The organism is Bacillus sp. T33-2, assembly GCF_002860205.1.
GTDB lineage: Bacteria > Bacillota > Bacilli > Bacillales > Cytobacillaceae > T33-2.
Genome location: NZ_PGVB01000005.1, coordinates 94921 through 120827, shown reverse-complemented (window position 1 = coordinate 120827; position 25907 = coordinate 94921). Strand labels below are relative to the sequence as shown.

Genomic DNA, 25907 nt, shown 5'->3' with positions numbered 1-25907 from the left:
CATCACCGGTTTTGCTATCCCATCAGCACCTTTAAGGCCTGGATTCCAAAATAGACCCCAAACCCGATAAGTGAAACTCCTGAAATGACAGATATAAGCGCCAACAGGCGGGAAGTCAGCAATTTACGGAAGCTGCTTGCGATTCCAGCCATCGCGACATCCCATAACACAAGTCCGAGGATGATGGCTGAACTATATACAATTAACTGGCTGGTGCCATAGGATGCAGCTGTTCTCGCGAGGACTGACCCGTAAATTCCAAGCCAAAACAGGATGGTCAATGGGTTGGAGATCGACATAAAAAATCCGGACAGAAAGGATTTGATTAGCGATTCATTACTCCGCTGTGTGCTGAATTCTATTCTGCCTGCACTTTGAAGGGTTTCGATTCCCGTATAGACGAGCACAAAAAATCCGAAAAGCCACAGGAATGTTTGCATAAACGGAGTCTCGAGGAAATGGACTACCCCCATGTACACAGCAAGCATGTAGACAACATCGGCTGTTACTGCACCCAGCCCGAGAAACCACGCATGGAGAAACCCGCTTTTAATTCCTTTATCCATCTGGGCTGCGTTGATTGGGCCGATGGGAGCTGCAAGTGATAATCCAAGAAAAATATAGCTGATAAAAACACTCAATATACTAACCTCCATTTACCCCGAAAAGTCGTCTGCTTGTACTATATGTATTCAGCAATGGGGGCGCGTACCACAGTAATGTTTCGAAATTCAGAATGGGGAATTTAAAAAAGCACACATGTTTATCACCCTTTTGACAATATAATAACTGGTGGGGCTTCAAAAGCCGGTTGTTCCTTTGGGAAAAATCTGGCAGTGTGTGGTACACTTAACTAGAAGTCATTTTTCAGTATTGATTGCTTTGATTAGGCTTCAATGAATTTCATTGAACAAACAAAAACATGTAGACAGGAGTGTGAGGCAATGGCATTTGGCAGAAAACTTCCGGAAGAAATCGTAACTGCAGAAACGAAAATATGGGTATGTACATCAAACGACTGCAACTGCTGGGTCCGTGATAATTTTAAAAGCAGTGAAACCCCATCTTGCCCGATCTGTAAAAGCGAGATGGAGCAGACAACTAAGGTTCTGGAAGTGGTCAATAATCATAGCCAGAATATTAGCTGATAAGGCTGCATGGCAATCTGCTTAATGTTTTATTCCTCAATTTAACAACTGAATACACTCGCCCAAACAGGCTGGGCCGCCAAAGAAACCGGATCATCAACTGACCGGTTTCTTTTTTTTTTCGGGCAAACGACCGGATCATAAGACATTTAGCCTTATCTGGATAAATTACATATTTTCACTAGAAAAGGAAACATTAATGTGGGACCAGTACCTGAGGGATGTGAAGGTTAAATGAGGAAACTGCAGCTAATGAGAAAAAAGAGCAAAAAAAAGGAATCGGATTACACTGAACTGCTCAGCCAGGCCAATCCTGCTGATTCAATAGACAAGCAAGTTTCCGCTGCCCTTAAAGATAATGTGGATTTACTGAAGGCGCTTTTTAAAGATTGTTCTGATGTTGTATTCAGGGATATTGCAATAAACCAGTCGATTATGGGGTTCTTGATCTATATTGATGGATTGGTTGATGCCAAAGCGATAGCTGATAATGTGGTTGAGCATTTAATTTATAAATACACAAAGGTTCCGCCTGGCAAAGACTTACCGGGTTCCATCGAGAACAATGTGTCCTATCCAAGTGTCAAAAAGAAGGATAAATTTAAGGATATTCTAACATTGGTTTTATCCGGCAATGCCGCATTATTTGTTGATGATATGCAGGAGGCGCTCCTTATTGCTGCCCGGGGCGGCACGAGGCGGGGGGTGGAGGAACCTGTAACAGAGGCATCCATACGGGGGCCAAGGGAAGGTTTTACAGAAAATTTACGAACCAATACCGCGCTGGTCAGATTCAGGCTTAAATCCCCAAAACTAAAAATGGAACCATTCGTACTTGGGGAACAGACCCAGACCAATATAGCGCTCTGTTACATAGAAGGAATCATATCCGGCAATGTTCTCGATGAAGTAAGGAAACGGCTAAAGAGAATAAAAATCGACAGTATCCTCGAATCAGGATACATAGAGGAACTGATTGAAGATAATCCATACTCCCCCTTCCCGCAAATGCAATATACGGAGCGGCCAGATGCTGTTGCAGGCCAGCTGCTTGAAGGGAGCTTTGCTATTTTTGTCGACGGCACACCATTTGTTCTCGTCGGCCCTATTACATTCTGGCAGATGCTTCACGCAAGCGAGGATTATTATGAAAGGTTTTACGTAGGGAATTTTATCCGCTGGCTTCGGTATTTTTTCCTCATGGTAGCGCTTTTCACACCTGCCCTATATATTGCAGTCACGACTTACCATCATGATATGCTTCCCTCTACTTTAATCCTGAGTATTGCGGCTGCAAGGGAAGCGATACCGTTTCCTGCCATTGTCGAAGCACTTATCATGGAGGTGGCTTTTGAAGCGCTTAGGGAGGCGAGTGTGAGGCTTCCGAAAACAATTGGGCAAGCGGTAAGTATTCTCGGAGCACTGGTGATCGGGCAGGCAGCTGTCGAAGCAGGCATTGTATCAGCGCCAATGGTTATCATTGTTTCGTTGACAGGGATCGCATCTTTTACGATTCCCAGGTTCAATTTTGCCATTGCCGTTCGCCTCATGAGATTCCCTATGATGTTTATGGCAGCAGCGTTCGGGTTATATGGCATGATCATTTTTTCCACTATGCTGATCACCCATTTGTGCCAGCTGAATTCATTCGGAGTCCCTTATTTTTCTGGGATAGCCCCTTTTAGGAAGAACGAAGTCAAGGATATTCTCGGAAGGGCTCCATGGTGGAGGATGTTTTCACGTCCGTCTACTTATGCAAGGCGCAACTTAAAACGATTGAAGGAGGAAAACAATCCTTCTACCCCATCAGAAGGGTGATGTCAAATGAGTTTTTATATAAAAAAGATCCGCTTTTTGCTGCCGGTTGCCCTTGTTTTGGCCCTGTCCGGGTGCTGGGACCGCAAAGAGGTGAATGATGTTGGATTCGTATTGGGAAACGCCATTGATAAAAGAGGAAAGAATTATCAGGCGACCATCCAGATTGCATTGCCGGGGCAGCTTGGAGGAGCAGGCAGCAAAGGGGGGGGAGGAGGCACAAGCGGCGGGAAAAGTTATTTAATGCAATCATCTGAAGGACAGACTATCAGAGATGCCAATAGACGGCAACAGGAGGCAAACTCGCGTGAGCTTAATTTTTCCCATCGGCGGGTGGTGTTGATTGGGGAGGAAATGGCACGCGCTGGCGTGGAACCTATTATGGATGTATTGGGACGGATTCCCCAAAACCGATTGTCTGCATTAGTGGTAATAACCAAAGGTGAAGGCAAAAAAGTGCTTGAAGCACAGGTTCCGGCAGAGAATTTTCCTGCTGAGACTATCCGGGAGCTTGCCGTAAATTCCATGAATAAACCCCGGACCATCAAGCATGCCGTGAACTTGATGATTGGTGAGGGGATCGACCTTTCACTTCCATATCTGGGTTTGAGTAAACAGGACAGCAAACTTATCAAACTGGAGGGCCTGGCCGTGTTCAAGGATAATAAATTGGCCGGGTTTTTAAAAGACGAGCTCGCAACTGGCGCTTTGCTGGCCATGGGGGAGGCGCGACAGCCAGAACATACCCTTGATCCGCCTGAAGGCGAGGGGAAATTGGTAACGGCAATTTACCAATACACAGTAGATATGAAGCCAGTCATTGAGACTGACGATATTACGATGAAAATTTCTGTTAAAGGACTCGGAGAGGTTATCGAAAATGATTCGAATTATGATATAGATACTGAAAGAAATATCAAGGCTGTGGAAAAAACTCTAAATAGTCAAGTAGAAGGAGATATACGCAAAGCGATAGAGAAGCTTCAAACAAAACATAGAGCTGACATTATTGGTTTCGGCAGGACTATCCGTGACATAGAACCGGCTGTCTGGGATAGAATCGGCGGCAATTGGAATAAGAGGTACCCAGACGTAAAAGTCGTAGTTGATGCCAATATTTCAATTGAACATGTTGGTTCGCTTCTATCTCCGCTGGGCAGAAAAGAGGGCAATATGGTCAATGATTGAACATATATGGATTTCGGGCTGCGCCATCGCGCTCATCGTGTTCCTTGAATGGAAAAACCTAAAAAAAGCTACGAAATCGACAAGATGGTTTACTCTTGGAATACTCATGTTTTCTGGTGCTTTGTGGGTGTACATTCAGAGTGAGCCGAATCATTTTATCCCGTCCGAATGGCTCCATTCCCTTTTAGAACCGTTTGATCCTATTTCGTAAGGAGACTGATTCGTGAATAAAATATCCCATCACCAGGTGATCTTTATAGGCGCTACGTTCATTCTGAGTTCAACTATTATTACGGTGCCTTCCCAGGCGGCTGCGTATGCAAAGCAGCATACATTCATTGCGCTTATTGTTGCTTCATTGTTTATACTTCCTTCAGTATTACTTCTGTCAAGGATAGCCGCACGGTTTCCCGGTAAAAACCTGTTCGATGTTCTGACAGAGAGAATGGCCGTCATCGGCAAAATAATCATAGGCATTTACGTAATCTTTTTCTTTTTTGTACTTGTTCGTGATATGAGGCTGGCTGTTGATTTTGTCCATATTGTTTTATTGCCAGGTACACCTATTTATATAACTGCAGCCCTTTTGATAATTGCCGTCTGGTTTATTGCCCGGGGTGGCATAGAGCCCATGGGCAGGTTTACGGAGGTTTATTTCCCAATATTGGGCATTGCAGTGTTATTAGTGCCACTTATTTTGTTTCGAGAATTTGATGTTGCTCTATTAATGCCTTATATGGATGTTGACCTCCCTGGTGTTCTCAAGGGAGCCTGGTTTTTCATTTCTTATGTAGGTGAAGTAATAGGCATGTTTTTCCTGTTCTCCCATATTAAGTTTCGGCTCAGATACGGGTTACTCTCACTATTAATTGGAGTGGGCCTGCTTTTTCTTTTAGTGTTGTGTTCTCAGTTAACCCTGGGAACTTATATGATGCCTAGATTGTTTTATTCGGTTTATGAACTTGTCCGTCAGCTAAAGGTAACAGATTTTCTCGATCGCTTTGACCTGCCGCTTGTCGGGATATGGATGCCCATCCTAATAGCAAAAATTGCTTATAGCTTATACCTTGTCTGCCTCGGCATTAAAAAGATTATCCCAAATGTGTCTGCGAGGATCATTACAACGCCATGTGCGGTACTTGCGTATGTCTGCGCCTTTTTATTTTTCAAGGATGCGATCCAGCTGGTGAATTTGAATAAAACGTGGCCATTATTCGCGCTCATAGTGGAACTTCTCATTCCAGTTGTCCTATTTTTCATTCTAAAACCACGGATGAACCAATCTGCTAAAGGATAACTTAAAACTCTCCGCTACACTTGTAAAGCATTACCGTGACGGGGGACTGGCCCCCCACCTTGGTAAGGCGTTAATTTAGTGGCGGCATGACTCCCGCTCGGGTAAAGCGTTAAAGCGGGTAATAAGCATAAAAAAAGCAACCTACTTGTAGTAGATTGCTTTTATTTTGGCTGATGCGGATGAAGGGACTTGAACCCCCACGGTGTTGCCACCACTAGAACCTGAATCTAGCGCGTCTGCCGATTCCGCCACACCCGCATGCTATTAAAACGTCGGCTTTATTAATATAACATGACGGGTAAAAAAATGCACGCGATTTTTTAAATTTGGTAATAATTTTTTAGACTTTCTAGCTGAGACTTTCATACTTCATCTGTTTCTTTTGAATCCACTTGATAACGTTCGTTAAAGTATTGATTTTCCGTTGTTGCAAAGTTCACCGATCTCAGGTTCATTTCGGTGTCAATTCCATAGAGGCTTTCCTCTGTTTGCTCTGTTTCTTTATTATAGCTTTTTTTTGAAATCATTTTCCATACCACTCCTCATTCGTCTGCCTATGTATAGTATTACTTCCGAGATGACCTATTATCCCGCTTGCGAGGAAACGGCATTATTAAATTGAATCTCCAAAATGAGCTGGCTTCAACACGCCAGCTCATGGTTACTCCCTTCAGTCCCAAAAAGATTATCTATAGTAATAATTTTATTATTCCTGGTTGAAAAGAGGTATGAATTGATTAAATCGTTTTGCAAGCTGGTTTCTTAGGGCATTGATCAGTGGAGAAGATTCAACTTCACAAGGTGTCCCTGCAAATCCTAATGGACCGAGAAGGAGGGCGACGATGATTGTGATAATATCACAAACGCAAGAATCTTCTATTGCATTTGTCGGAGGGAAGCATGTAATGGCCTTGAAATCCCGCAGGTCCACCTCGAAACAAGCGCCGGTCCTCGTAAATGTTTCTATTGCACCAACATTCTCTATATCATTATCATCACAAAATACCGGGCATAACAGTTCGAGAACAGCACAGCAATCGGAGCCGTCAACGAATTTTTTAACCCGGAAAAACGGGGAGGTGAAAGGCGTGGAGCAGACGGTGCCATTGGATCTACCTCTGCTTACACCCCAGCCAAAGAAAGGAATGAGCCCCGGTATTGCTGCCCCTTTTTCAAAAAGCATGAATGGCACAGTATCGAACATATTGTTCTGTGTTGCCGGACTTACTAGGGCTTCAAGTGAGCGGCCGCAGCTCACATCACAACAATCATTATTGGCCAGGCCTTCAACGATTGCCTGGTTATTGGCGATTTCTCTAACGGTTTCGCAAACACAATCTTCCTTTTTCTTAGAACCGCCACGCACACTGCATCTATTAAATGCACTTAGAACCTGGTTGTTGTCCGTACCAGCTCCTGCAATGCGCCGATTCCGAAACCCAGCACCTGCAATATTTGTTTGATCATCGAATTGGTCTCGTCTCAACATAGAAACAACTCCTTTAAATAGATTTTTATTACATTGCTAATGTATGTATATTCACCATTTCCGCTTGGGAAAAAAGTACATAAATTATAAATTGTATGTTTACCTATAGGATTTTGTGCAGGTCCAATTCATATTTCCTTGGCAAAGATAAATTTTCAGCAAGGGCAGCTGCATCTGACTGGTAAAGAGAGGCCATTTCTAATTTTAAGATTGGTTTAACAATTATTGGGTAAAAATAAATGCGAATGTTCTTTCACAAACACCAGTAATCCAGGAGGGAAAAACATTGAGGATAGCAATCATTATCGGTAGCACACGTCCTGGCCGCAACAGCGAAGCGGTGGCTCGCTGGGTCCACGAAATTGCCCAGAAGAGGAATGACGCTGAATTTGAACTCGTGGATATCGCAGACTATAATCTTCCACTGCTCGATGAGCCTGTGCCGCCATCGATGGGACAGTATTCAAAGGAACATACGAAAAGATGGTCTGAGAAAATTGCTTCATTTGACGGGTATGTCTTTGTAACGCCTGAGTACAATCACGCAACGACTGGGGCACTAAAAAACGCGATTGACTACCTCTACAACGAATGGAACAATAAAGCTGCAGGTTTTGTTGGCTTTGGAAGCGCAGGCGGAACCCGCGCGGTCGAGAACCTCAGGACGATCATGGCCGAACTTCAGGTCGCCGACGTACGACAGCAGGTATCATTGTCCCTCTTCACCGATTTTGAAAACTTTAGTGAATTCAAGCCTGCAGAACATCATGAGGGTGCGGTCAATACAATGTTCGACCAAGTCATCGCCTGGAGCGGCGCGTTAAAAACGCTGAGGTAACGACCTATTGATAAAGCTGTTTGGCACAAATCAAAAGGAATTTTGCATGAATTGATGATGTAAGGGAGCTCTGAGGCTCTCTTTTATTTATGCCTCTTAAAGTGTGTAAGCAGCAAACTGACGTTGATAGAGCGCTTTTTATATTACATGATTGAATCCTTTCTAAGAGGGTATTTATCCAGTACATCATGCAAAGGAGTTAATCATCTTGGATAAGAGAATCATAGGAGTTTATCAAACTGAAGATCAGGCACTGGCAGCGGTCGAAGATTTAAAGAGGGAAGGGTACAGAAGTGAGAATATCTCCATTATCGCAAAAAACACAGATCGCTTGGGACCCGCTGCTGACGAATTAAAACCTAAACAAACAGATGGGTTGATTACCGGGGCCACAACTGGGGCAGCACTCGGCTTAACTGGCCTCTTTGTTGGAATGAGTACGCTGGCAATTCCAGGCATCGGTCTTATTTTGGCAGCAGGGCCGATATTTGCGACCCTGGGTGGAGCTGTAGCAGGTCTCGCTGCCGATGCAGGCGGTTTAAGGAGAGCCTTGGAGGAACTGGGACTGGAGAAGGAAGAAGCACGCCGGTTTGAAGATGATGTAAAAAGAGGGAACATACTTGTATTTGTATCCGAATGAACTGGCACATTTTATGGTGATATTGAAAAGCGGGGAGATTGTTCTTCCCGCTTTTCCTATGGAAAAAGCCACTCTTTGTGATTGGCCAGGCTTTGTCAATCCTTGATACTGGAGGATTTTTTTAAAAAAACGCAGATAATCAAAATCTCTCAGACTCTAAAAAATAATTATGATTGTTTTTGGTGGAATTTGAAAGAAAATGATTGCTTTTTGAAATCGGTTACAATAAAATAAAAGTATCAAATAAAGAACCACAGGGGGTGTGCCAATTGCTTACACCTGAGCGCCACCGCTTGATCCTTCAGGCAATCAAAGAAAAACCAATCGTGAAGGTACAGGAGCTTGTCGACCTCACGGAGTCATCTGAGTCAACTATCCGCAGGGACCTCACACAGCTGGAGGAAGAGAAATTCCTAAAAAGGGTCCATGGCGGGGCTGCAAGGCTTCAGGGCAAGCTGCAGGAACCAAGCATGTCCGAGAAATCAGCCAAAAACCTCCAAGAAAAACGGGAAATCGCTCAATACGCTGCAAGTCTTGTGGAAGAGGGCGACTGCATATATCTTGACGCTGGTTCAACAGTGACAGAAATGATTCCATTTTTGACAGAGAAGGATATCGTCGTCGTGACAAACGGATTGATGCACATAAGCGGCTTATTGGAAAGGCGTATCAAAACTTTCATTATTGGAGGATTTGCAAAGGAAACGACCAATGCCATAATCGGACGAGGAGCGTTGACAAGCCTGGATGATTACCGTTTTGACAAATGCTTCATGGGCGTAAACGGCATACATCCTGAGTACGGTTATACTACACCCGACCAGGAAGAGGCGGTAATAAAGGAAAAAGCGATTTCCCTGTCCCGGGAGGCCTTTGTGCTTGCAGACGAGACCAAATTCTTCGAGATCGCTTTTGCCAAGATTACTGAACTCCACCATGCACGAATCATTACAAATAAACTGGATCCTGAAACAGAACTCTGCTATTCGAGAAAAACTACGATAAAGGTTGTGGCACCATGATATACACTCTGACTTTAAACCCATCTCTCGATTATATCGTCGGTTTGGAACAGATAAAAGTCGGTAAATTGAACCGTACCGAAAATGAAGCGAAATTTCCCGGGGGGAAAGGCATCAATGTATCGCGCGTCTTGCGGAAGATGGGAGTGGAGAGCACCGCTATGGGCTTTCTTGGCGGCTTCACTGGTCGCTATATTCAAGAAAGGCTGGCAGTAGAGGGTATCATCACTTCTTTCATCAATGTAGCAGGCGATACAAGAATCAATATAAAAATCAAAACGGACACCGAAACGGAAATCAATGGCCAGGGGCCTCACATTACCAGTGAAGATCTCCTTAAATTGAAAGAAAAGATCAGACAGTCAAAAAAGGGAGATTATCTAGTCCTGGCAGGAAGCATTCCAGCTAAAATGCCGGAAACAACTTACGACGAACTGGTAAAGATTTGCAATGAAACCGGGACTGATTTCATCGTTGACGCAGAAGGAGACCTGTTAAAACGAGTACTTGAATACAAGCCATTTTTGATAAAACCAAACCACCATGAACTCGGTCAATTTTTCGATACGACGATTTCTACCGCAGAAGAAGCTGTTGTTTATGGGAAAAAGCTAGTGGCTTTGGGCGCAAAAAATGTCATCGTCTCGCTCGCTGGGGAAGGTGCAGTTTTCGTTAACAGTGAGGAATCCTATATCGCGTCTGTTCCAAAGGGGGAAGTGAAGAGTTCCGTAGGGGCTGGTGATTCAATGGTGGCCGGTTTCCTCGCGCGGTTCCTGAAGCTGCAGGATTACAGGGAAGCATTCAAATTTAGTGTTGCCTCCGGCAGTGCTACTGCATTTTCAATAGGTTTATGTACTGGTGAAATGGCGGAAGGCCTGTTGCGGGAAGTAGAAATCGAATCAATCAAGTAGGGGGAGAGCAAATGAGAATCACGGAGCTGTTGACGAAAGAAACGATTCTTCTATCCATGGCCGGATCTACTAAGCTCGATGCAATCGAAGAACTGGTCGAAGTACTGGAAAATGCCGGAAAAATCGACAACAAAATGGAGTTTAAAGAAGCTATCCTAAAAAGGGAACAGCAAAGCACAACAGGGGTTGGGGATGGCATCGCCATACCGCACGCGAAAACGAAGGCAGTGAAGGCTGCGGCTATCGTTTTTGGCCGTTCAGCCAATGGAGTTGATTATGATTCCCTTGATGGTCAGCCGGCACATCTGTTTTTCATGATCGCAGCCCCTGAGGGTGCAAATAACACACATCTGGAAGCATTGGCACGCCTGTCTGGCCTTTTAATGAGGGATGAAGTCCGCAGCAAGCTATTAGCTGCGTCAACTCCGGATGAGGTTGTGGCTGTATTCGACAGATATGACAGGGACGAAGAAGAAGAAATTGCTGTGCCTGCAAACAAGAAATTTGTCGTAGCGGTCACCGCATGCCCGACGGGAATTGCTCACACTTATATGGCCGCAGACGCTTTAAAAGCAAAAGCTGCTGAAATGGGAGTCGTCATTAAGGTGGAAACAAATGGCTCTGGCGGGGCAAAAAATGTGCTGAGTGATGAAGATATCAGGAATGCTGAAGCCGTTATTGTTGCGGCTGATACAAAGGTCGAGATGGACCGCTTTGCTGGTAAACCAGTCATTGAAGCTGCCGTGGCAGACGGAATCCGCAAACCTAAGGAACTAATTGAGAGGGCAGTACGGAAGGATGCGCCGCTCTACCGCGGAAGCACAGCCGGCCAGGACGGATACAAGAAATCCGGCGCGGCTGGCATCTACAAGCACCTTATGAATGGAGTTTCCAATATGCTCCCGTTCGTTGTCGGGGGCGGAATTTTGATCGCACTTTCATTCATGTTTGGGATCAATTCTGCAAATCCAGACGATCCAACTTATCATCCGATCGCAAAAGCACTGATGGACATTGGCGGAGGAGCCGGGGCATTTGGCCTCCTGGTCCCTGTCCTTGCCGGTTTTATCGCAATGAGTATTGCTGACAGGCCTGGGTTTGCAGCAGGTATGGTTGGCGGTCTGCTTGCCGCTACAGGAGGTGCCGGGTTTCTTGGGGGCCTGGTTGCCGGGTTCCTTGCTGGTTACCTTGTTAATGGACTGAAAAGGGCATTTGCTGGATTGCCTGGCTCGCTGGAAGGGATAAAGACCATCCTTCTCTATCCTTTGTTTGGTATCGCATTGACTGGATTCCTAATGGTCTTCCTGATCAATGAACCTGTCGCCGCTCTGAATAAAGCAATCACAGAGTGGTTGAGTGGAATGGGGACTGGTAATGCTGTCCTGCTTGGTATCGTATTAGGGCTGATGATGGCAGTTGATATGGGTGGACCAGTCAATAAGGCTGCATACGTCTTCGGTACCGGCCTGCTTGCAAATGGGGTGTATGAGCCGATGGCCGCCATTATGGCGGCCGGAATGGTGCCTCCGCTTGGAATTGCAATTGCCACGACCATTTTTAAAAACAAGTTCAGCCAGCAAGACCGCGATGCCGGCAAAGCAAACTACATCATGGGTCTGTCCTTCATTACGGAAGGAGCCATCCCGTTTGCGGCCGCTGACCCGCTCCGTGTCATTCCTTCTGTGATGGCAGGTTCAGCGGTTGCAGGTGCACTGTCAATGATGTTTGAAATTGGCTTAAGGGCTCCCCATGGCGGATTATTCGTAGTGCCGCTTGTCGAAGGTGGATGGCCTCTTTACCTGCTGGCCGTCCTCATTGGTTCAGTTGTCACTGCCCTTTTATTGGGGTTTTTAAAAAAAACTGTTAAGGAATAACAAGTAAAAGCAGCCAGCAGATGCACAAACTGTCTGGCTGCTTTGCATTTGAGGCATATTTCCTCTCTTATTTCGATATGTTTTTATGAACGATACGGAAAGGGGAGATATGATTGGCAATGGATTTTGAAAACTCGGCCCGGTTTGAGCACCGTTTTTGGCTTCAAGTGCTGGGGGATCATGCCCGTTTCATCCATCAGGCGCTGGCTCCTTTTGAAACGGAAGAAATCAATATGGCGATAAGTTTTATCAATATTTTTGACAGGCTTCTGGATTCGGTTGATGGAGCCGATCTTATCCAGCTAAGCCAACATTCCGGCGAGCAAGCGAGGAGGATTCGCGAATTCAAACTGGACATCATTGAGAAGCAATTAACAGGCAACATCGTAATTCACTTCGGACCGACATTTGTCAACCATATGGTAAACGAGGTGGAAGAATATCTCCGGGTTCTTGAGTACTTGCAAAATGGAGAAGTCCCGCCCGTATTTCATGAATTGCACCACCATTTGGTATGGCTTCTTGATGCCGCAGGCCATGCCGGTGCTATAGAAAGCAATCTGGACCAAATCGAAAAGGACTTGCGGAGAAAAAGCGCACGATACATGAAGCAGTTCGAGGATTTTTACTTAAAAGCGGTCGAAATGACCGGGTATTTGCGGACCAACCTATCCTCATTCCCGGCACTGGAAAGAATGAACAAGGATGTTTCATTGGAAATCAGTCTTATCATGAATTTTTTGCAAGAGCTGGAAGAGCTTGAATTGAGTGAACAGGCGCTTGGGCCATTTGCGCCATTAATGGCAGATCATATGTTCAGGGAAGAGTGCTATTATCTTACTAAGGTGGCGGAAGCAGCTGGTACACAGGGGCCTGAATGTGACCCAGGAAAGCCAAGACAACCAGCAAAATAGCGGGAGGGGAGAAGGATGACGAATCCTTCTTTTTTATTGATTTACATAAGGATGCGGGAAAATCATAGGAATGAAAATATAGTATCAACGGCCTAATTTCGAAAATAACGAACAAGTGTTCTAGAAAATGGACAAGTATATGTTATACTAAAATGGCAATAGCTGTTTCATTGGGTGATCGCAAGCCCCGCGAAAGGGGGTGAAGCCGTTGACAGTATTCGAAGCCTTCATGATCATGCTTTCGTTTGGCAGCTTGATTATTGCAGTGCTGACTTTTAGCCAAAAAAAATAGACCTCCATTGCCGCGAACGATTGGAAGGTCGTTGTTACGAACGCCGGTACCCTAAGGGGCGGCTATTGCAGAGACCGCAGGTGGGCCAACACCTGCGGCCTCTTTTATGCTTCTTTATACAAATAAAGAATAACACAGCAATTGCTTTATGTCACGGTTGAATACACGGATTTGGATGAAATTGGAACCTAACGGACAGATCTTTTAGTGTGTTTGTTTTTTGCCAGGTTTTATCGCAATGAATGTTGCAAGAGCCGCACCTGCGCTTAACACAGTGAGTACAACAAAAATCAAATTCTCTGAATTTTTCATAAGCAACGCGACAACAGGGGGCCCTGCTGCCACACCCACGAATCTCATCGAACTGTAAATGGATGTGATCGTGCCGCGCTCTTCCTTTTCAATGCTTTCTGTAATTAAAGCGTCAAGGGATGGCAGGCAAACCCCGATTCCTATTCCGCCAAAGAGGAACATCAAAATGATAAACCATAAATCCTTTGAAAAACTCAGGACCGCTATCGAAATGGCGAGCAAGAGACAACCGCTGAAGGTGACCCATTTCATCAGGACCTTGTCTTCCTTGATTTTCTTCCCGGTATAGTAAGATGCAAAACAAAGCGCACCCAAGGGAAGTGCCAGGAGCAACCCTTTTTTAATGTCCTTTATCCCATATTTATTTTCAAGGACATCAGATAGATAAAACAAGACACCGAAGAGAACGAACATCAAAATGACACCGATTACAAATGTGGCGTAAAGCCAGCGGCCATTTTCGGTGAAAATTAATTTCACTTTTTTTAAGAAATCGGAAAACGGCAATGCTTCCTGTTTTCTTTTCGGATTTTTCACGAGAAATAGCATCAATAAAATAGAAATGGCACAAAAGACTGGAATTGAGAAAAATGGAATGAACCATACTATCCCGGCAAGAAAGGAACCTAGCACAGGGCTTAATACTTTTCCAAGCGTGTTCGACGTTTCGATTTGGCCAAGTGCACTGCTGATTTCAACCTCTTTCTTAAACATATCGCCCACCAGAGGGAGAACTATCGGGAAGGAACCGGCAGCACCTACTCCTTGGAGGGCCCTGCCTATCAGGATCAGCCAGTAGCCGTTTTCCATCTGCCACGAAGCCCAGCCTGAAATAAGCCCTCCTGCAGCTGCGATGGCCAGGCTTGGAATGATCACGTTCTTTCTGCCGATATGGTCCGAAAGGTATCCAGCTATCGGGATGAGAAGGATGGCGACCACGGAATACACTGTTATAATCAGGCTTGATTGAAAGGAGGAAATGCCCATCGTTTTTTCCATTACAGGCAAAACAGGTATCAGCATCGAATTTCCAAGAGTCATGACAAGGGGGATCGATGCGATAGCGACAATCGCCCATTTCTGGCTGCCTGTATCAGTTCCGCTTCCTTCCCCGGAATTCTCCTTACCCAGCCGATCAAATAATCGTTCTACATGGTTCATTCGTTAACCACCTTCTTAAAGAGAAACTAACATTAATATTTGCCTTTTTTATAGTATCTACAAGCGGCTCACCATAACTATTTCTGGAAATGAAGCTGGCCGGAATATTTCCGGTGTATAAGTCGCTAAATTATTGAATTGATTTGGTTTTTTATTAATTTTCTAAAAACAGGTTGACAACGAGTCCGGGAATTTATAAGATAATAAACAATAATCGAAAAGCGTTGACGAAGAGTAGTAGCTATGACAGAATCCAAAGAGAGCTGATGGCCGGTGCGAATCAGTGATGATGTTTTAGTGAATGGACTTCCGAGCTTCCAAACCGAACCTTGTTTTAAGCAGTAGGCTTTGGCGAAATGGCCTCATCGTTAAAAGAGGCGGGTATTCAGGCATGCGCTTCGATACCTATCAGAGCGGGCTGTTTATCAGCTCATGAAGGTGGCACCACGGGTTTCTCGTCCTTTTTTGGCGGGGAACCCTTTTTGTTTTTAAAAAAATAAAATTAAAACGTAGAGCAAGAAAAGTAGCATAGTGCCGTCCGTTACAGAGAGCCGGAACAGGTGAGAGCCGGTACAGGACAGCTGTGTGAATGGGCTTGCGAGTTGTTTCCTGAAACCGAAAGTAGGGACGCACGGGACTCCTCCGTTACAGGGACTTCAAGAGGGAACACACAGTTGTTCCAAACGAGGTGGCACCGCGGTCTTTGATCATCGTCCTCTGTACGCACAATCTTTGTGCGTGCAGGGGACTTTTTTATTTAGTGGGAAAGGGGCATTTTCATGGCTGTCAACAGTGAATCACGCATTTTGATCGAGGAAATTGAAGGGGATGTGTTGACCCCGATTTCGGTATACCAGAAAATTTCGGGGACGAAGAAATTTCTGCTCGAAAGCTCATTAAAGCATGAGCATTCCGGGCGCTTCTCATTTATCGGAAGTTCGCCGGTGTTCGAGCTGAAAAGCCGGGACGGGTGTACTTTCAAAAAGGACAGTATGGGTGAACGCCAACTTGCCGGAAATTTTCTAGATGTTTTATCTGCCGAGATGCCAAAACTTGATTCTGAGCTGGATATACCTTTTATTGGCGGGGCAGTCGGGTATATGGGCTATGACATGATCAGGAACTTTGAACATATTGGTGTTGAGCTGCCTGATGATCTAGATATGCCGGATGCCCATCTGATGTTCTTCGAGGAAATCATCATTTTTGACCATGTGAAACAAAAAATTTATCTGATTGGGATCCCGTTTGGCGACACCCATTCAACTGAAGCATTGCGCGGCAGGCTTGAAAAACGAAAAGCCGAGATCAACGGGGAAGCAACAAACCCAGCGGAAGCAGATTTCCGGCTATCCACCTTTCACGACCAGATCGCGAGGGATAAATATGAACAAATGGTTGTCAAAGCGAAAGAATATATCGAGGCAGGGGATATTTTTCAAGTCGTGCTCTCACGGCGCCTGAGTGCCGAAGCCTCTGGCAACCCGTTTTCGTTTTACCGGAAGCTCAGGGTCCAGAACCCATCTCCATATATGTACTACCTTGACTTTGAGGAATATGTCATTGCCGGTGCATCGCCTGAGAGCCTCGTCAAGTCGAAACAGCGGACGATAACGACGAACCCGATCGCCGGAACGAGGCCCCGGGGGACAAGCGAGCAGGAGGATCTCCGGAACGAGGCTGACCTGAAGAGCGATGATAAGGAACTGGCTGAACACAGGATGCTGCTGGATTTAGGCCGGAATGACATCGGCCGTGTCAGCGCGCCAGGTTCAGTCAGGATAAATAAACATATGCAGGTTGAACGGTACAAACATGTGATGCATCTTGTTTCCGAGGTAAGCGGGAATTTGACGCCGGGCACCGAACCGATCGAAGGACTGGTTGCGTGCCTACCGGCAGGCACGGTTTCCGGGGCGCCAAAAATCAGGGCAATGCAAATCATCAATGAGCTCGAAGGCGTCAAACGCGGTGTGTATTCCGGTGCAGTTGGCTACTATTCCGCATCAGGAAATATGGATTTTGCGCTTGTGATCCGGACGATGATCGTAAAGGATGGCAAGGCATATATCCAGGCAGGAGCCGGCATCGTGCACGATTCCGTACCGGCCATGGAATTTGATGAGACGGTCCACAAACTAAAGGCTCTTATGGAGGTTTCATATGATTCTGTTAATCGATAATTATGACTCGTTTACATTTAATCTATACCAATATCTCGGCGAGCTCGGCGCGGAGCTGAAAGTCGTACGGAATGACAGCATCACCATTGACGACGTTAACGGCCTTGCTCCAGAAGCGATCATCATTTCCCCCGGGCCCGGCCGTCCTGAAAACGCCGGCATTTGTGTTGAGCTTATAAAAGCATTTTACCAGTCGATCCCGATTCTCGGGATATGCCTCGGGCATCAGGCAATCGGGCATGCATTTGGCTCATCTATCGTGAAAGCCAAAAGAATAATGCACGGAAAAATCTCGGGCGTAACACATACAGGTACCGGGCTGTTCGAGAATCTCCCAGATATTCTTAATGTCATGCGCTACCACTCACTTGTGATTGAAGGCAGCACGATCCCGGATGGATTTTCAATCCTCGCGCGTTCTCTTGATGACAATGAAATTATGGCAATCAAGCATGATATTTACCCATTGTATGGCCTGCAGTTCCACCCGGAATCAATCGGGACAGCAACCGGGAAACAAATGCTCAGCAACTTCTTATCAACTATAGGAAAGGGGTTATATGTCCATGAAAACATATCTTGAAAGGCTGACAGACCGCCAGTCGCTTACGGAGACGGAAATGGAGGAAGCGGTAGACCTCCTGTTCAATGAAGAAGTATCAGACAGCGAGATCGCTGCATTTTTAGTCGGCTTAAAATCTAAGGGAGAGACTGTCGAAGAGGTAGCGGGCCTTGCAAAAGCGTTAAGAAAGAATTCCCTCCCTTTTAAAAACAAGCATGCAGATGTACTGGACAATTGCGGGACTGGCGGCGACGGCGCAAAAAGCTTCAATATCAGCACTACTTCCGCATTTGTCATTGCCGGAGCCGGCATCAAGGTGGCAAAGCACGGAAACCGCAGCATTTCCAGCAAAACAGGGAGCGCCGATGTCCTCGAGCATCTCGGTGTTGCGCTTGATTTGCCGACGGAAGCATCTGAGGAAATCCTGCAGGAGAATGGGATTGCATTCCTGTTCGCGCCGCACGTCCACCCAAAAGTAAAAAAAATCATGAAAGTGCGCAAGGATTTGCGGATTCCAACCATTTTTAACCTGATCGGGCCGTTGACAAACCCAGTCGACCTTGATTACCAGATGCTTGGCATCTACCGCCGGGACCTCCTTGACAAATTTGCCGCGGTTTTAAACACACTCGGCAGGAAACGGGCTGTCGTATTGAATGGTGCCGGGTATATGGATGAGGCGTCACTTGCCGGGGAGAACGAGCTGGTGATCATCGAAAACGGCACTACATCCAGGGGAGTCCTTCACCCAAGCCATGTAGGGCTGCCACAGTATGACAACTCCAGCATCAGGGGCGGAGACTCCAAGGAAAATGCCGACATTCTGTTAAAGGTGTTAAAAGGAAAGCAGGGAGCCTACCGCGACACTGTGCTCTTAAATGCAGGAATCGGCATTTTTACCGCCGGCAAGGCGAAAACCATCGTTGAAGGGATCAGCTGCGCCGCTGAAAGCATAGATTCAGGCGCTGCCCTCGACAAATTGCAATTCCTTATTGAGAAAAGTTCACAGTATAGAAAGGCGGCCATCTAAGTGGAAACAATCCTAGACCGAATCATTGCCAGGAAACGGGCAGAAGTAGCGGAAATGAAGAAAATAGCCACCCTGCATCCTGAAAACCAGGGCCTGCCTTCCCGTTCCTTATTGGAAACAATGAAGAATTCAGCTACAATTTCAATCATATCCGAATTTAAAAGGGCTTCACCATCTAAAGGGGACATCAATATACAGGCAGACCCGGCGGAGCAAGCCGTCCATTATGCGGATTGTGGCGCGGATGCGGTTTCTGTCTTGACCGACGCTAATTTTTTTAAAGGTTCTTTCACCGACTTGAATAGCGTGGCAAACGCTGTCCCGCTGCCAGTGCTATGCAAAGATTTCATTATCGATAAGGTTCAAATTGACCATGCGCAGGCATCTGGCGCCAGCCTGGTTTTATTAATTGCGGCGGCACTGAAAAGAGAAGAATTATTTGGCCTCCATCGTTATGCAATTGAATCCGGACTTGAAGTACTTGTGGAAATCCACGATGAGGAGGACCTTGAAAAGGCCCTTGCGGCCGGGCCGAAACTGATTGGCGTCAATAACCGCGACCTGAAGACATTTAGGGTTGACCTGAAAAATACAGAAAAACTCGGTCCGCTTGTAAAAGAAGCGGGGCCTTTCCTGATCAGTGAAAGTGGCATCAAGACACAGGACGACGTCCGTAGGGCAGCTGCCGCAGGCGCTGACGGAATATTAGTAGGGGAGACGTTTATGACGAGCAGCAATCTTAAGGAAACATTCAATGAATTGAAGGTGCCGAAGCTGGGGGCAGCATTGAAATGAGAGTTAAAATATGCGGTATCATGGACCGCGCCACAGCAGAGCATGCGGTGAGTGCAGGCGCCGATGCACTTGGGTTTGTTTTTGCCGACAGTAAAAGGCGGGTCACCCCGGAACAGGCAAAAGAAATGATCGAAGGCGTGCCCGGCCATATATGGAAGGTTGGCGTATTTGTCAATGAAACGAAGGAAGCAATCGAAAAAATCGCCCAAATTTCAGGACTCACGCACATCCAGATGCATGGCGATGAAACAGACGAATTTATGAAACAGTTTGATTTTCCAGTGATTAAATCTGTAAGTGTGCACTCAAAAGAAGATATTTTGAGCATCGGCACGATTGCTGCCCAATATATCTTGCTCGACAGCCCGGCCGGGAAGTACCAGGGAGGCAACGGGCGCAAGTTTGATTGGGCCCTGGCGGCTGGTGCCAGCCATGCCCGCCCCAACATCATCCTCGCAGGCGGCCTCGATCCGGAAAATGTCGGGGAAGCGGTCGAGACAGTGGCCCCATTCATGGTCGATGTCAGCAGCGGCGTCGAAACAAATGGACGAAAAGACAGAGAAAAGATCGCACGTTTTATTAACAATGCGAAAACAATTGGAGAGGAGCCAGTAATATGACACAGAAAACATACGGACTTCCTGATGCGAAAGGCCATTTCGGCAAATACGGAGGCAGGTTCGTTCCTGAAACATTGATGCAGGCAGTCATCGACCTTGAGGCAGAGTATGAACTTGCTTTGAAGGATGATGGCTTCAATGAGCAGCTCAATAAACTGCTGAAGGAATATGTCGGCAGGGAAACACCACTGTATTTTGCGGAGAATTTAACGAAACATGCCGGAGGGGCAAAGATATATCTGAAACGGGAAGATCTTAACCATACCGGTGCCCATAAAATCAACAACACAATTGGCCAGGCGCTGCTCGCCGCCCGGATGGCGAAAAGGAAGGTCGTCGCGGAAACAGGTGCCGGCCAGCACGGCGTCGCAACAGCGACAGTATGTGCGCTCCTGAATCTTGAATGCATCATTTTCATGGGTGAAGAAGATATCAGAAGGCAGCAGCTCAATGTGTTCAGAATGGAGCTTTTGGGTGCGACCGTGGTCAGTGTCAAGTCCGGAAGCGGTACTTTGAAAGATGCTGTGAACGAGGCGCTTCGCTACTGGGTGGCAAATGTCAACGATACCCACTATATCCTTGGGTCAGTAATGGGACCCCACCCATTCCCAAAAATGGTCAGGGATTTTCAGAGCGTCATTGGTCGTGAAACAAAAGAGCAGTATGCTGCAAAAGAAGGGAAGCTGCCGGACGCACTGGTTGCATGTATAGGAGGCGGAAGCAATTCAATAGGCATGTTCTATCCGTTCATAGAAGATGAATCAGTGAACATGTATGGTGTGGAAGCTGCAGGCCTGGGAATCGATACCGATAAGCATGCCGCATCTTTGACGAAGGGGAAGCCGGGGGTGCTGCATGGGACCATGATGTATCTGCTCCAGGATGAACACGGCCAAATCCAGGAGGCTCATTCCATTTCCGCCGGGCTTGATTATCCTGGTGTCGGCCCGGAACACAGCTATCTCCATGATCAGGGCAGGATCAAATATGAAGCAGTGACAGACAAAGAAGCACTTGACGCATTTAAGCTGCTTTCCCGGATGGAAGGGATCATTCCTGCGCTAGAAAGCGCGCATGCAATTGCCTACGCCGTAAAGCTTGCGGCAACGATGGACGGCGGCCAGGGCATAGTCGTATGCTTGTCAGGAAGGGGAGACAAGGATGTGCAAGCCATAAAGGAAAGTCAGGGAGGTAATGGGCATGAATAGAATTGAAAATTCATTTAAAACTCCAGGGAAGAAGGCATTTGTTCCATATATCATGGCTGGCGACGGCGGGCTGGACGCCCTTAAGGAGAGGATATTGTTCCTCGAAAGAAATGGTGCCACCGCTGTAGAAATCGGCATCCCATTTTCCGATCCGGTTGCCGATGGGCCGACAATCCAGCGGGCTGGAATACGGGCACTGCAGGAGGGCACAACATTGACGGGTGTCCTTGACGCAATCCGCGCCTCCAGGAAGGAGATTTCCATCCCGCTGATCGTCATGACATATTTAAATCCGGTCCTGGCTTATGGTGTGGACAGGTTTGTGGCTGACAGCACTTCAGCAGGAGTGGATGGCTGCATAATCCCGGACTTGCCGATGGAAGAGGAAGATATCATTGCAGCAAAACTTGAACAGGATAGCATCCCCCTGATCAGGCTTGTCACCCCGACGAGCCCGCAAAGCAGGCTGGACCAGATCGCAGCCAATGGCAAGGGCTATTTGTATGCCGTGACAGTTACTGGCATCACGGGTGCGCGGACACAATTTGATGGGGGACTCGGAGAGTTTTTGGGCAAGGTCAAAAAAGCAAGCAGCATACCGGTGCTTGCGGGTTTTGGAATTTCAACCTCGGAACAGGTGAAGGAAGTCAACCAATTATGTGATGGCGTGATTGTCGGAAGCAAGATCGTCGATTTATTTGAAAATAACGATTTAGAGGGAATCGCAGCCCTGATGCAGGCAGCTGTGAGTGTTGAAGCATAAATGATTGCCAAACCAGAAAAAAAGCCCGCGCCTGATGTATATCAAGCGGGCTTATTTTTTTGGGCGCTGACACTCACAGTCAGGACTGGACGGACCTTTTTAAAACCCTGCACAATGTCTTTAAAGCCAGCAATGTACAGATCCTGGCTGATTTTTTTGCCAAGCAGCACGGCAGTCTGGTCAACGGAACCTTCTTCCCGAGGCTGTACAGTGAGGACAATTCTCCCGCCGTCCTCTAGCATCTCATATAAATGTTTCAGTGACTGTACTGGGCGCTCCCACAGAGGGTAATTATTGACGGAAAATACCTTGTTATATTTATGGCGCGGCCTGAAATCGTAAACATCACCTGTATATAGCTGGATTCGTCCCATCTCGATGAAGGGTTGATTCCTTTTTGTTGCCTCGGTTTTCATGTCTCTTGATAAATCTACTCCATCCAAAAATACTTGGCGATTTTGTTTCATGATTGAACGTATTGCATAGCCTGGCCCATATCCGACCTCGAGTATCCGGTCCCCTTTCTCAAGACCCAATTGGCTGATTGTCCAATGGTTGATTTTCCTGTTTTCAAAAAACATGATAAGGCCGGCAACTTTTCCCATAAAGCCCTTTGGCCTTTCAAATTGTTTAGCCATCGATTCAAGCATAATATGAACACCCCGATTTGATAGATACTATTAATAATCCCGTTCACGGAGTTTTTAAAACCTGTGGGTTTCTTTACTTTATTCCAAAACCATTGGGGAAGAATAAGGCAGTGGGACTTTCATGAACACCCTTTAGCAATAGAACCGATAAGGTTTTCAGATATCGTGTAGAAGGTGTATAGAAAATCACCGAAATTGATGCAGGATTTTTGATGGAAATACATACATATTTGAAAAGCATCCAAAAACAGGTTTCCGAAATAGACGACAAATTGGCTGAGTCAGGATGCTGTATTTTAAATGCCATCGGGTCATTGCAGAGATTGGTGGCTGAAACACAAATTTTGCATCATCATTTTATCTTGAGACATATCTGTCGCCGTACTTGCCGGACTTCCCAAAGGTCACTCTGGCGGCACGTCGCCTGTCTGAAAGACGCCACGGGCGCACTGATTGTAGTAGAAAGGGAACAGCCGGCTGAAACAGTATTGTCCAATGGAATCCCGGTTTCAGGACTGCTCAGCGCTACCCTGATTGAAACGATATTTTATCCTGAAAATCCTCTTCATGACGGCGGGATGTTAATCAAAAATAATGTAATTGTGTCAGCCGGCAACATATTGCCCTTGTCAAACAGGCAGGAAACTGGAGAAGACAAACTGGGAACAAGGCACCGGGCCGCATTGGGATTGAGTGAGCGGGTTGATGCCCTTGTCATAGTTGTATCAGAGGAAACAGGCAGGATATCTTTTGCACTTGAGGGAAGTCTTTATGCAGACAGAAGCGGATGAAACAAGAAGAGTCATAAGGAGTAGACACTGTTAACCCATTATTTCTCGGGAAAGCGCAAAATAAGACATAACGCAGCTTGAAGGATGAGGATTATGAAGGATATTGCATCCTCTTGACAGGTTTTGTAGAAATTTTTAGATGTATGTTTCCCGGATTATTTTTTATTACCGTGAATTTTGTTACAGTGCTTAAGCTAATCGTTTTAGTACTTATATAAACTGTGTTGTCTGATGTTGCATTGACGTGCAATTTCCCACGATGTTGCTGGGACATAACCATTGTTGCCGGACAGAATAATTCTATTAAAGGCAGTTGAGTGAGATGAACATGTACGAAGCTATTTGGAGATTTTAGAAAAACAGGGTATGGCGACACTCCCTTCTATTTGCCAGGATGTAAATAAGTATTCGTACAAATTAAAAGAGACATATAATCCGATTGAAATCTCGCGCATCAAGTCAGCCATCAGCCGGCAGCATGAATTGATTGCCATTCAGGGTGATATTGTTTCGATTCTTCCTGACCGGGAACCAGTGTCAATAATGGCCGGCCTGAACAGATACCCAGGGCCAGAAATAAGGGTGCATATAGACTTTTCCAGACAACGTTTTGTCATCTTTGAATGGCATCTGGATATAAAACCGAAACAACCTGCAAAAAACATCCGGGCAGGCAGTATTGAAACGTAAAAAACAGTTATATTTTTTGAATATATGGGACTGGAAAAAGGACTGTCAATCGGGGGGCAGCATTGGGAAGGAACAAGCTGGTCGACCAGGCTGCAAACAAGAGGTGTAGTTTATGAAAGCCATGGTTTCAATGCTTTTCCGGAAAATTGGAAAAGTTTCAGGGCGGTCTGCGCTATGATTGGCAGGCCGTTCCGGTAGAATAAATTCCTGGAGCTGTGGTAGCAGCCTCTTTTTTCGCACTTTAGGAAAATATAAATTGGCAGCAGGGAAGAAGACTCGACGTAGGGACCAATTTTTAGGATCAAAGTATATGTGCAACTAGCATCTGTCTTCGCCTTAAGGCTCGCCAATCGGCGAGTTTTCTTTATTTAGCCGCCAAAGAAACTCCGATTTTCTAAATCTTTAAACATTAACCGGTTGAAGCAAGCTATGTTGTGATAGGGCAAACATTTTTAGTAAAATGGGGTAAGGGGAAATAGGAAAGTCTGTTTTCCTCCATTGGAGGCATGAGCAAAATTGAAGGATATTACAGTAGAAGAACTTATTAATTCCGGACATTATATTCCGGTTGATGTGCGGTCACCAATCGAACATGAAGAAGCGAATATTCCCGGATCAATCAACGTTCCTTTATTCAGTAATGACGAACGGGCGGAAATCGGGATTATTTATAAAAATATGGGGCCTGAAGCAGCGAAGTGGCGGGCAATGGAGATCGTCTCGCCAAAATTGCCTGAGCTTTTGGGAACGATCAAAGATCTGGGGAAAAATGGGCGACAACCAGTAATCCATTGCTGGAGAGGCGGAACGCGGAGCCAGTCCGTTTCGGCTTTTCTTGAATATGCCGGCCTTCCAGCTACAAGATTAAGCGGAGGTTACCGTGCATATCGGGAATACATCCTGGAACAGATCCCACGGCTTCTCCCAAAGCATGCTGTAGTGATACACGGTTTAACCGGAACAGGTAAAACAGAGCTGCTAAAAGAGCTGGAGTGGAAGGGCTACCCCGTATTGAACCTTGAAGAAATGGCTAATCACCGGGGTTCAATTTTTGGGGCAATGGGAATTGGTGAAGGCAATAACCAAAAAACCTTTGATGCACTTCTTTTTAAGAGGCTTCTCGAAATAAAGGGATCCCAATATTTTATTATTGAGGCTGAAAGCAAACGGATTGGACGAGCTGTCCAGCAAGAAGAACTGCTTGAACGGAAAGCGAATGGAATCCACTTTTTGATTGAAAGCACCATAACCTCAAGAATTGACAGGATTTATGATGAATATGTACTTCCATATGAAAATGAGTCGTGGTTTCATGAGGAAGTCCGGGAAAAAACCGTGAGATTGGAAAAGCGTCTGAAAAACCCTGAGCTGGCCCGGATATTGGCTCAGGCGGTCGATATGCATGATTATAAACTGGTGATCCACATTCTACTTGAACATTATTACGATCCGAGATACGGCCACAAGCTGAATGAGTATCACGGGCCTTTTGCAATAATACCAGGAGATGATATTGAAAACGCAGTCTTCATGCTTGAAAACGAGATTAACAAATTGATTAACGGGAAATCACTCGTTTAACTGCCGGATCAAATGGATATATAAAAGGGAGAGACACAAAAGTCTCTCCCGTTTTTCTTTTATCGAAAAATTGCCACATAAAAATTCGGAATATTAGCTATATAATAATATTAAGAATATTTGATGCAGGAGG

27 protein-coding genes, 1 tRNA gene and 2 other annotated features are annotated in these 25907 nt (G+C 45.9%); of the genes, 22 read left to right on the top strand and 6 right to left on the bottom strand.

Translation table 11 applies throughout. The features are described from left to right. Positions 1-14: 14 nt before the first annotated feature. Positions 15-641, bottom strand: a complete 627-nt coding sequence (locus tag CVD19_RS04125; RefSeq protein WP_101580605.1) for a LysE family transporter — start codon at positions 639-641, stop codon at positions 15-17. A gap of 303 nt (positions 642-944) precedes the next feature. Between CVD19_RS04125 and CVD19_RS04120 the strand changes: the two genes are divergently transcribed. The 5 genes from CVD19_RS04120 to CVD19_RS04100 all read left to right on the top strand — a co-directional run bounded on the left by CVD19_RS04120 (position 945) and on the right by CVD19_RS04100 (position 5448). Beyond that, the gene (locus CVD19_RS04120; RefSeq protein ID WP_101580604.1) at positions 945-1148 is read left to right on the top strand and encodes a cold-shock protein; all 204 of its coding nucleotides are present in this window, start codon (positions 945-947) and stop codon (positions 1146-1148) included. Positions 1149-1382: 234 nt separating this feature from the next. Then, positions 1383-2966 carry a spore germination protein gene (locus tag CVD19_RS04115; protein ID WP_257985021.1) on the top strand — a complete coding sequence of 528 codons (1584 nt, stop codon included), beginning with the start codon at positions 1383-1385 and terminating at the stop codon, positions 2964-2966. Between the two features lie 6 nt (positions 2967-2972). Further along, positions 2973-4151: a Ger(x)C family spore germination protein gene (locus CVD19_RS04110; RefSeq protein WP_101580603.1), complete on the top strand. Its 1179-nt coding sequence runs from the start codon at positions 2973-2975 to the stop codon at positions 4149-4151. Further along, positions 4144-4362, top strand: coding sequence for a hypothetical protein (locus CVD19_RS04105; RefSeq protein WP_101580602.1), 219 nt, complete (start codon positions 4144-4146; stop codon positions 4360-4362). Before CVD19_RS04110 ends, CVD19_RS04105 begins: the two co-directional genes overlap by 8 nt. A 12-nt stretch (positions 4363-4374) precedes the next feature. After that, positions 4375-5448, top strand: a complete 1074-nt coding sequence (locus CVD19_RS04100) for a GerAB/ArcD/ProY family transporter (protein ID WP_101580601.1) — start codon at positions 4375-4377, stop codon at positions 5446-5448. A gap of 174 nt (positions 5449-5622) precedes the next feature. Here CVD19_RS04100 and CVD19_RS04095 read toward each other — a convergent pair. The 3 genes from CVD19_RS04095 to CVD19_RS04090 all read right to left on the bottom strand — a co-directional run bounded on the left by CVD19_RS04095 (position 5623) and on the right by CVD19_RS04090 (position 6937). After that, a tRNA-Leu gene (locus tag CVD19_RS04095) sits at positions 5623-5706 on the bottom strand. 104 nt (positions 5707-5810) lie between these two features. Beyond that, entirely contained in the window at positions 5811-5975 is a 165-nt protein-coding gene (locus CVD19_RS24540) for a hypothetical protein (RefSeq protein WP_180953505.1), read from the bottom strand. 179 nt (positions 5976-6154) lie between these two features. Further along, positions 6155-6937: a CotY/CotZ family spore coat protein gene (locus CVD19_RS04090; protein ID WP_101580600.1), complete on the bottom strand. Its 783-nt coding sequence runs from the start codon at positions 6935-6937 to the stop codon at positions 6155-6157. Between the two features lie 286 nt (positions 6938-7223). On the opposite strand from CVD19_RS04090, the gene CVD19_RS04085 reads away from it, so the two are divergent. The 7 genes from CVD19_RS04085 (at position 7224) to CVD19_RS25815 (ending at position 13428) form a co-directional block, all read left to right on the top strand. After that, on the top strand, positions 7224-7775 hold the full coding sequence (locus tag CVD19_RS04085; RefSeq protein ID WP_101580599.1) for an NADPH-dependent FMN reductase: 552 nt from the start codon (positions 7224-7226) through the stop codon (positions 7773-7775). A 208-nt stretch (positions 7776-7983) separates the two neighbouring features. Continuing rightward, positions 7984-8415, top strand: a complete 432-nt coding sequence (locus tag CVD19_RS04080; RefSeq protein ID WP_257985020.1) for a general stress protein — start codon at positions 7984-7986, stop codon at positions 8413-8415. Between the two features lie 269 nt (positions 8416-8684). After that, positions 8685-9437 carry a DeoR/GlpR family DNA-binding transcription regulator gene (locus CVD19_RS04075; protein WP_101580597.1) on the top strand — a complete coding sequence of 251 codons (753 nt, stop codon included), beginning with the start codon at positions 8685-8687 and terminating at the stop codon, positions 9435-9437. Then, positions 9434-10348, top strand: a complete 915-nt coding sequence (gene pfkB / locus CVD19_RS04070; RefSeq protein ID WP_101580596.1) for a 1-phosphofructokinase — start codon at positions 9434-9436, stop codon at positions 10346-10348. Before CVD19_RS04075 ends, pfkB begins: the two co-directional genes overlap by 4 nt. A gap of 11 nt (positions 10349-10359) precedes the next feature. Continuing rightward, the gene (locus tag CVD19_RS04065) at positions 10360-12222 is read left to right on the top strand and encodes a PTS fructose transporter subunit IIABC (protein ID WP_101580595.1); all 1863 of its coding nucleotides are present in this window, start codon (positions 10360-10362) and stop codon (positions 12220-12222) included. A gap of 119 nt (positions 12223-12341) precedes the next feature. Further along, positions 12342-13136 carry a DUF2935 domain-containing protein gene (locus tag CVD19_RS04060; protein ID WP_101580698.1) on the top strand — a complete coding sequence of 265 codons (795 nt, stop codon included), beginning with the start codon at positions 12342-12344 and terminating at the stop codon, positions 13134-13136. A gap of 199 nt (positions 13137-13335) precedes the next feature. Further along, complete coding sequence (locus tag CVD19_RS25815; protein WP_180953504.1) at positions 13336-13428, top strand: putative holin-like toxin; 93 nt, start codon at positions 13336-13338, stop codon at positions 13426-13428. Between the two features lie 204 nt (positions 13429-13632). Here CVD19_RS25815 and CVD19_RS04055 read toward each other — a convergent pair whose 3' ends face one another. Next, the gene (locus CVD19_RS04055; RefSeq protein WP_101580594.1) at positions 13633-14901 is read right to left on the bottom strand and encodes an MFS transporter; all 1269 of its coding nucleotides are present in this window, start codon (positions 14899-14901) and stop codon (positions 13633-13635) included. A 215-nt stretch (positions 14902-15116) separates the two neighbouring features. Continuing rightward, positions 15117-15367, top strand: a binding site (T-box leader). 35 nt (positions 15368-15402) lie between these two features. Next, positions 15403-15622: a binding site (T-box leader), on the top strand. A 58-nt stretch (positions 15623-15680) separates the two neighbouring features. Between CVD19_RS04055 and trpE the strand changes: the two genes are divergently transcribed. Genes trpE through trpA form a run of 7 tightly spaced genes read left to right on the top strand, consistent with a single transcriptional unit; the run spans position 15681 to position 22062 of the window. Further along, a complete protein-coding gene (gene trpE, locus CVD19_RS04050) occupies positions 15681-17084 on the top strand; it encodes an anthranilate synthase component I (protein WP_101580593.1) in 1404 nt (467 codons plus the stop codon). Then, positions 17065-17667, top strand: coding sequence for an anthranilate synthase component II (locus tag CVD19_RS04045; protein ID WP_101580592.1), 603 nt, complete (start codon positions 17065-17067; stop codon positions 17665-17667). Before trpE ends, CVD19_RS04045 begins: the two co-directional genes overlap by 20 nt. Further along, complete coding sequence (gene trpD / locus CVD19_RS04040) at positions 17651-18676, top strand: anthranilate phosphoribosyltransferase (protein ID WP_101580591.1); 1026 nt, start codon at positions 17651-17653, stop codon at positions 18674-18676. The genes CVD19_RS04045 and trpD overlap by 17 nt, the downstream gene beginning before the upstream one ends. Continuing rightward, the gene (gene trpC / locus CVD19_RS04035; protein ID WP_101580590.1) at positions 18677-19471 is read left to right on the top strand and encodes an indole-3-glycerol phosphate synthase TrpC; all 795 of its coding nucleotides are present in this window, start codon (positions 18677-18679) and stop codon (positions 19469-19471) included. Further along, entirely contained in the window at positions 19468-20091 is a 624-nt protein-coding gene (locus CVD19_RS04030; protein ID WP_101580589.1) for a phosphoribosylanthranilate isomerase, read from the top strand. The genes trpC and CVD19_RS04030 overlap by 4 nt, the downstream gene beginning before the upstream one ends. Further along, positions 20088-21299, top strand: a complete 1212-nt coding sequence (gene trpB, locus CVD19_RS04025) for a tryptophan synthase subunit beta (protein WP_101580588.1) — start codon at positions 20088-20090, stop codon at positions 21297-21299. The genes CVD19_RS04030 and trpB overlap by 4 nt, the downstream gene beginning before the upstream one ends. After that, complete coding sequence (gene trpA / locus CVD19_RS04020) at positions 21286-22062, top strand: tryptophan synthase subunit alpha (RefSeq protein WP_180953503.1); 777 nt, start codon at positions 21286-21288, stop codon at positions 22060-22062. Before trpB ends, trpA begins: the two co-directional genes overlap by 14 nt. Before the next feature lie 41 nt (positions 22063-22103). On the opposite strand, the gene CVD19_RS04015 is transcribed toward trpA, so the two are convergent. Further along, positions 22104-22712: a class I SAM-dependent methyltransferase gene (locus tag CVD19_RS04015; protein WP_101580586.1), complete on the bottom strand. Its 609-nt coding sequence runs from the start codon at positions 22710-22712 to the stop codon at positions 22104-22106. A 212-nt stretch (positions 22713-22924) separates the two neighbouring features. Here CVD19_RS04015 and CVD19_RS04010 point away from each other — a divergent pair, with 212 nt between their 5' ends. The 3 genes from CVD19_RS04010 to mnmH all read left to right on the top strand — a co-directional run bounded on the left by CVD19_RS04010 (position 22925) and on the right by mnmH (position 25774). Then, positions 22925-23503, top strand: a complete 579-nt coding sequence (locus tag CVD19_RS04010; protein WP_257985018.1) for a DNA integrity scanning protein DisA nucleotide-binding domain protein — start codon at positions 22925-22927, stop codon at positions 23501-23503. A 342-nt stretch (positions 23504-23845) separates the two neighbouring features. Continuing rightward, positions 23846-24193 (top strand): hypothetical protein, encoded by a 348-nt coding sequence (locus CVD19_RS04005; RefSeq protein WP_142383500.1) that lies wholly within the window; start codon positions 23846-23848, stop codon positions 24191-24193. A 516-nt stretch (positions 24194-24709) separates the two neighbouring features. Further along, complete coding sequence (gene mnmH, locus CVD19_RS04000; protein ID WP_101580584.1) at positions 24710-25774, top strand: tRNA 2-selenouridine(34) synthase MnmH; 1065 nt, start codon at positions 24710-24712, stop codon at positions 25772-25774. Positions 25775-25907: the final 133 nt, after the last annotated feature.

Bases quoted from the DNA above. Each gene is read 5' to 3' on its own strand.
- CVD19_RS04120 (WP_101580604.1), top strand. From the start codon at position 945: ATGGCATTTGGCAGAAAACTTCCGGAAGAAATCGTAACTGCAGAAACG.
- CVD19_RS04115 (WP_257985021.1), top strand. From the start codon at position 1,383: ATGAGGAAACTGCAGCTAATGAGAAAAAAGAGCAAAAAAAAGGAATCG.
- CVD19_RS04110 (WP_101580603.1), top strand. From the start codon at position 2,973: ATGAGTTTTTATATAAAAAAGATCCGCTTTTTGCTGCCGGTTGCCCTT.
- CVD19_RS04105 (WP_101580602.1), top strand. From the start codon at position 4,144: ATGATTGAACATATATGGATTTCGGGCTGCGCCATCGCGCTCATCGTG.
- CVD19_RS24540 (WP_180953505.1), bottom strand. From the start codon at position 5,975: ATGATTTCAAAAAAAAGCTATAATAAAGAAACAGAGCAAACAGAGGAA.
- CVD19_RS04090 (WP_101580600.1), bottom strand. From the start codon at position 6,937: ATGTTGAGACGAGACCAATTCGATGATCAAACAAATATTGCAGGTGCT.
- pfkB (WP_101580596.1), top strand. From the start codon at position 9,434: ATGATATACACTCTGACTTTAAACCCATCTCTCGATTATATCGTCGGT.
- CVD19_RS04065 (WP_101580595.1), top strand. From the start codon at position 10,360: ATGAGAATCACGGAGCTGTTGACGAAAGAAACGATTCTTCTATCCATG.
- CVD19_RS04060 (WP_101580698.1), top strand. From the start codon at position 12,342: ATGGATTTTGAAAACTCGGCCCGGTTTGAGCACCGTTTTTGGCTTCAA.
- CVD19_RS04055 (WP_101580594.1), bottom strand. From the start codon at position 14,901: ATGAACCATGTAGAACGATTATTTGATCGGCTGGGTAAGGAGAATTCC.
- trpE (WP_101580593.1), top strand. From the start codon at position 15,681: ATGGCTGTCAACAGTGAATCACGCATTTTGATCGAGGAAATTGAAGGG.
- CVD19_RS04045 (WP_101580592.1), top strand. From the start codon at position 17,065: ATGATTCTGTTAATCGATAATTATGACTCGTTTACATTTAATCTATAC.
- trpD (WP_101580591.1), top strand. From the start codon at position 17,651: ATGAAAACATATCTTGAAAGGCTGACAGACCGCCAGTCGCTTACGGAG.
- CVD19_RS04030 (WP_101580589.1), top strand. From the start codon at position 19,468: ATGAGAGTTAAAATATGCGGTATCATGGACCGCGCCACAGCAGAGCAT.
- trpB (WP_101580588.1), top strand. From the start codon at position 20,088: ATGACACAGAAAACATACGGACTTCCTGATGCGAAAGGCCATTTCGGC.
- trpA (WP_180953503.1), top strand. From the start codon at position 21,286: ATGGGCATGAATAGAATTGAAAATTCATTTAAAACTCCAGGGAAGAAG.
- CVD19_RS04015 (WP_101580586.1), bottom strand. From the start codon at position 22,712: ATGCTTGAATCGATGGCTAAACAATTTGAAAGGCCAAAGGGCTTTATG.
- CVD19_RS04010 (WP_257985018.1), top strand. From the start codon at position 22,925: ATGGAAATACATACATATTTGAAAAGCATCCAAAAACAGGTTTCCGAA.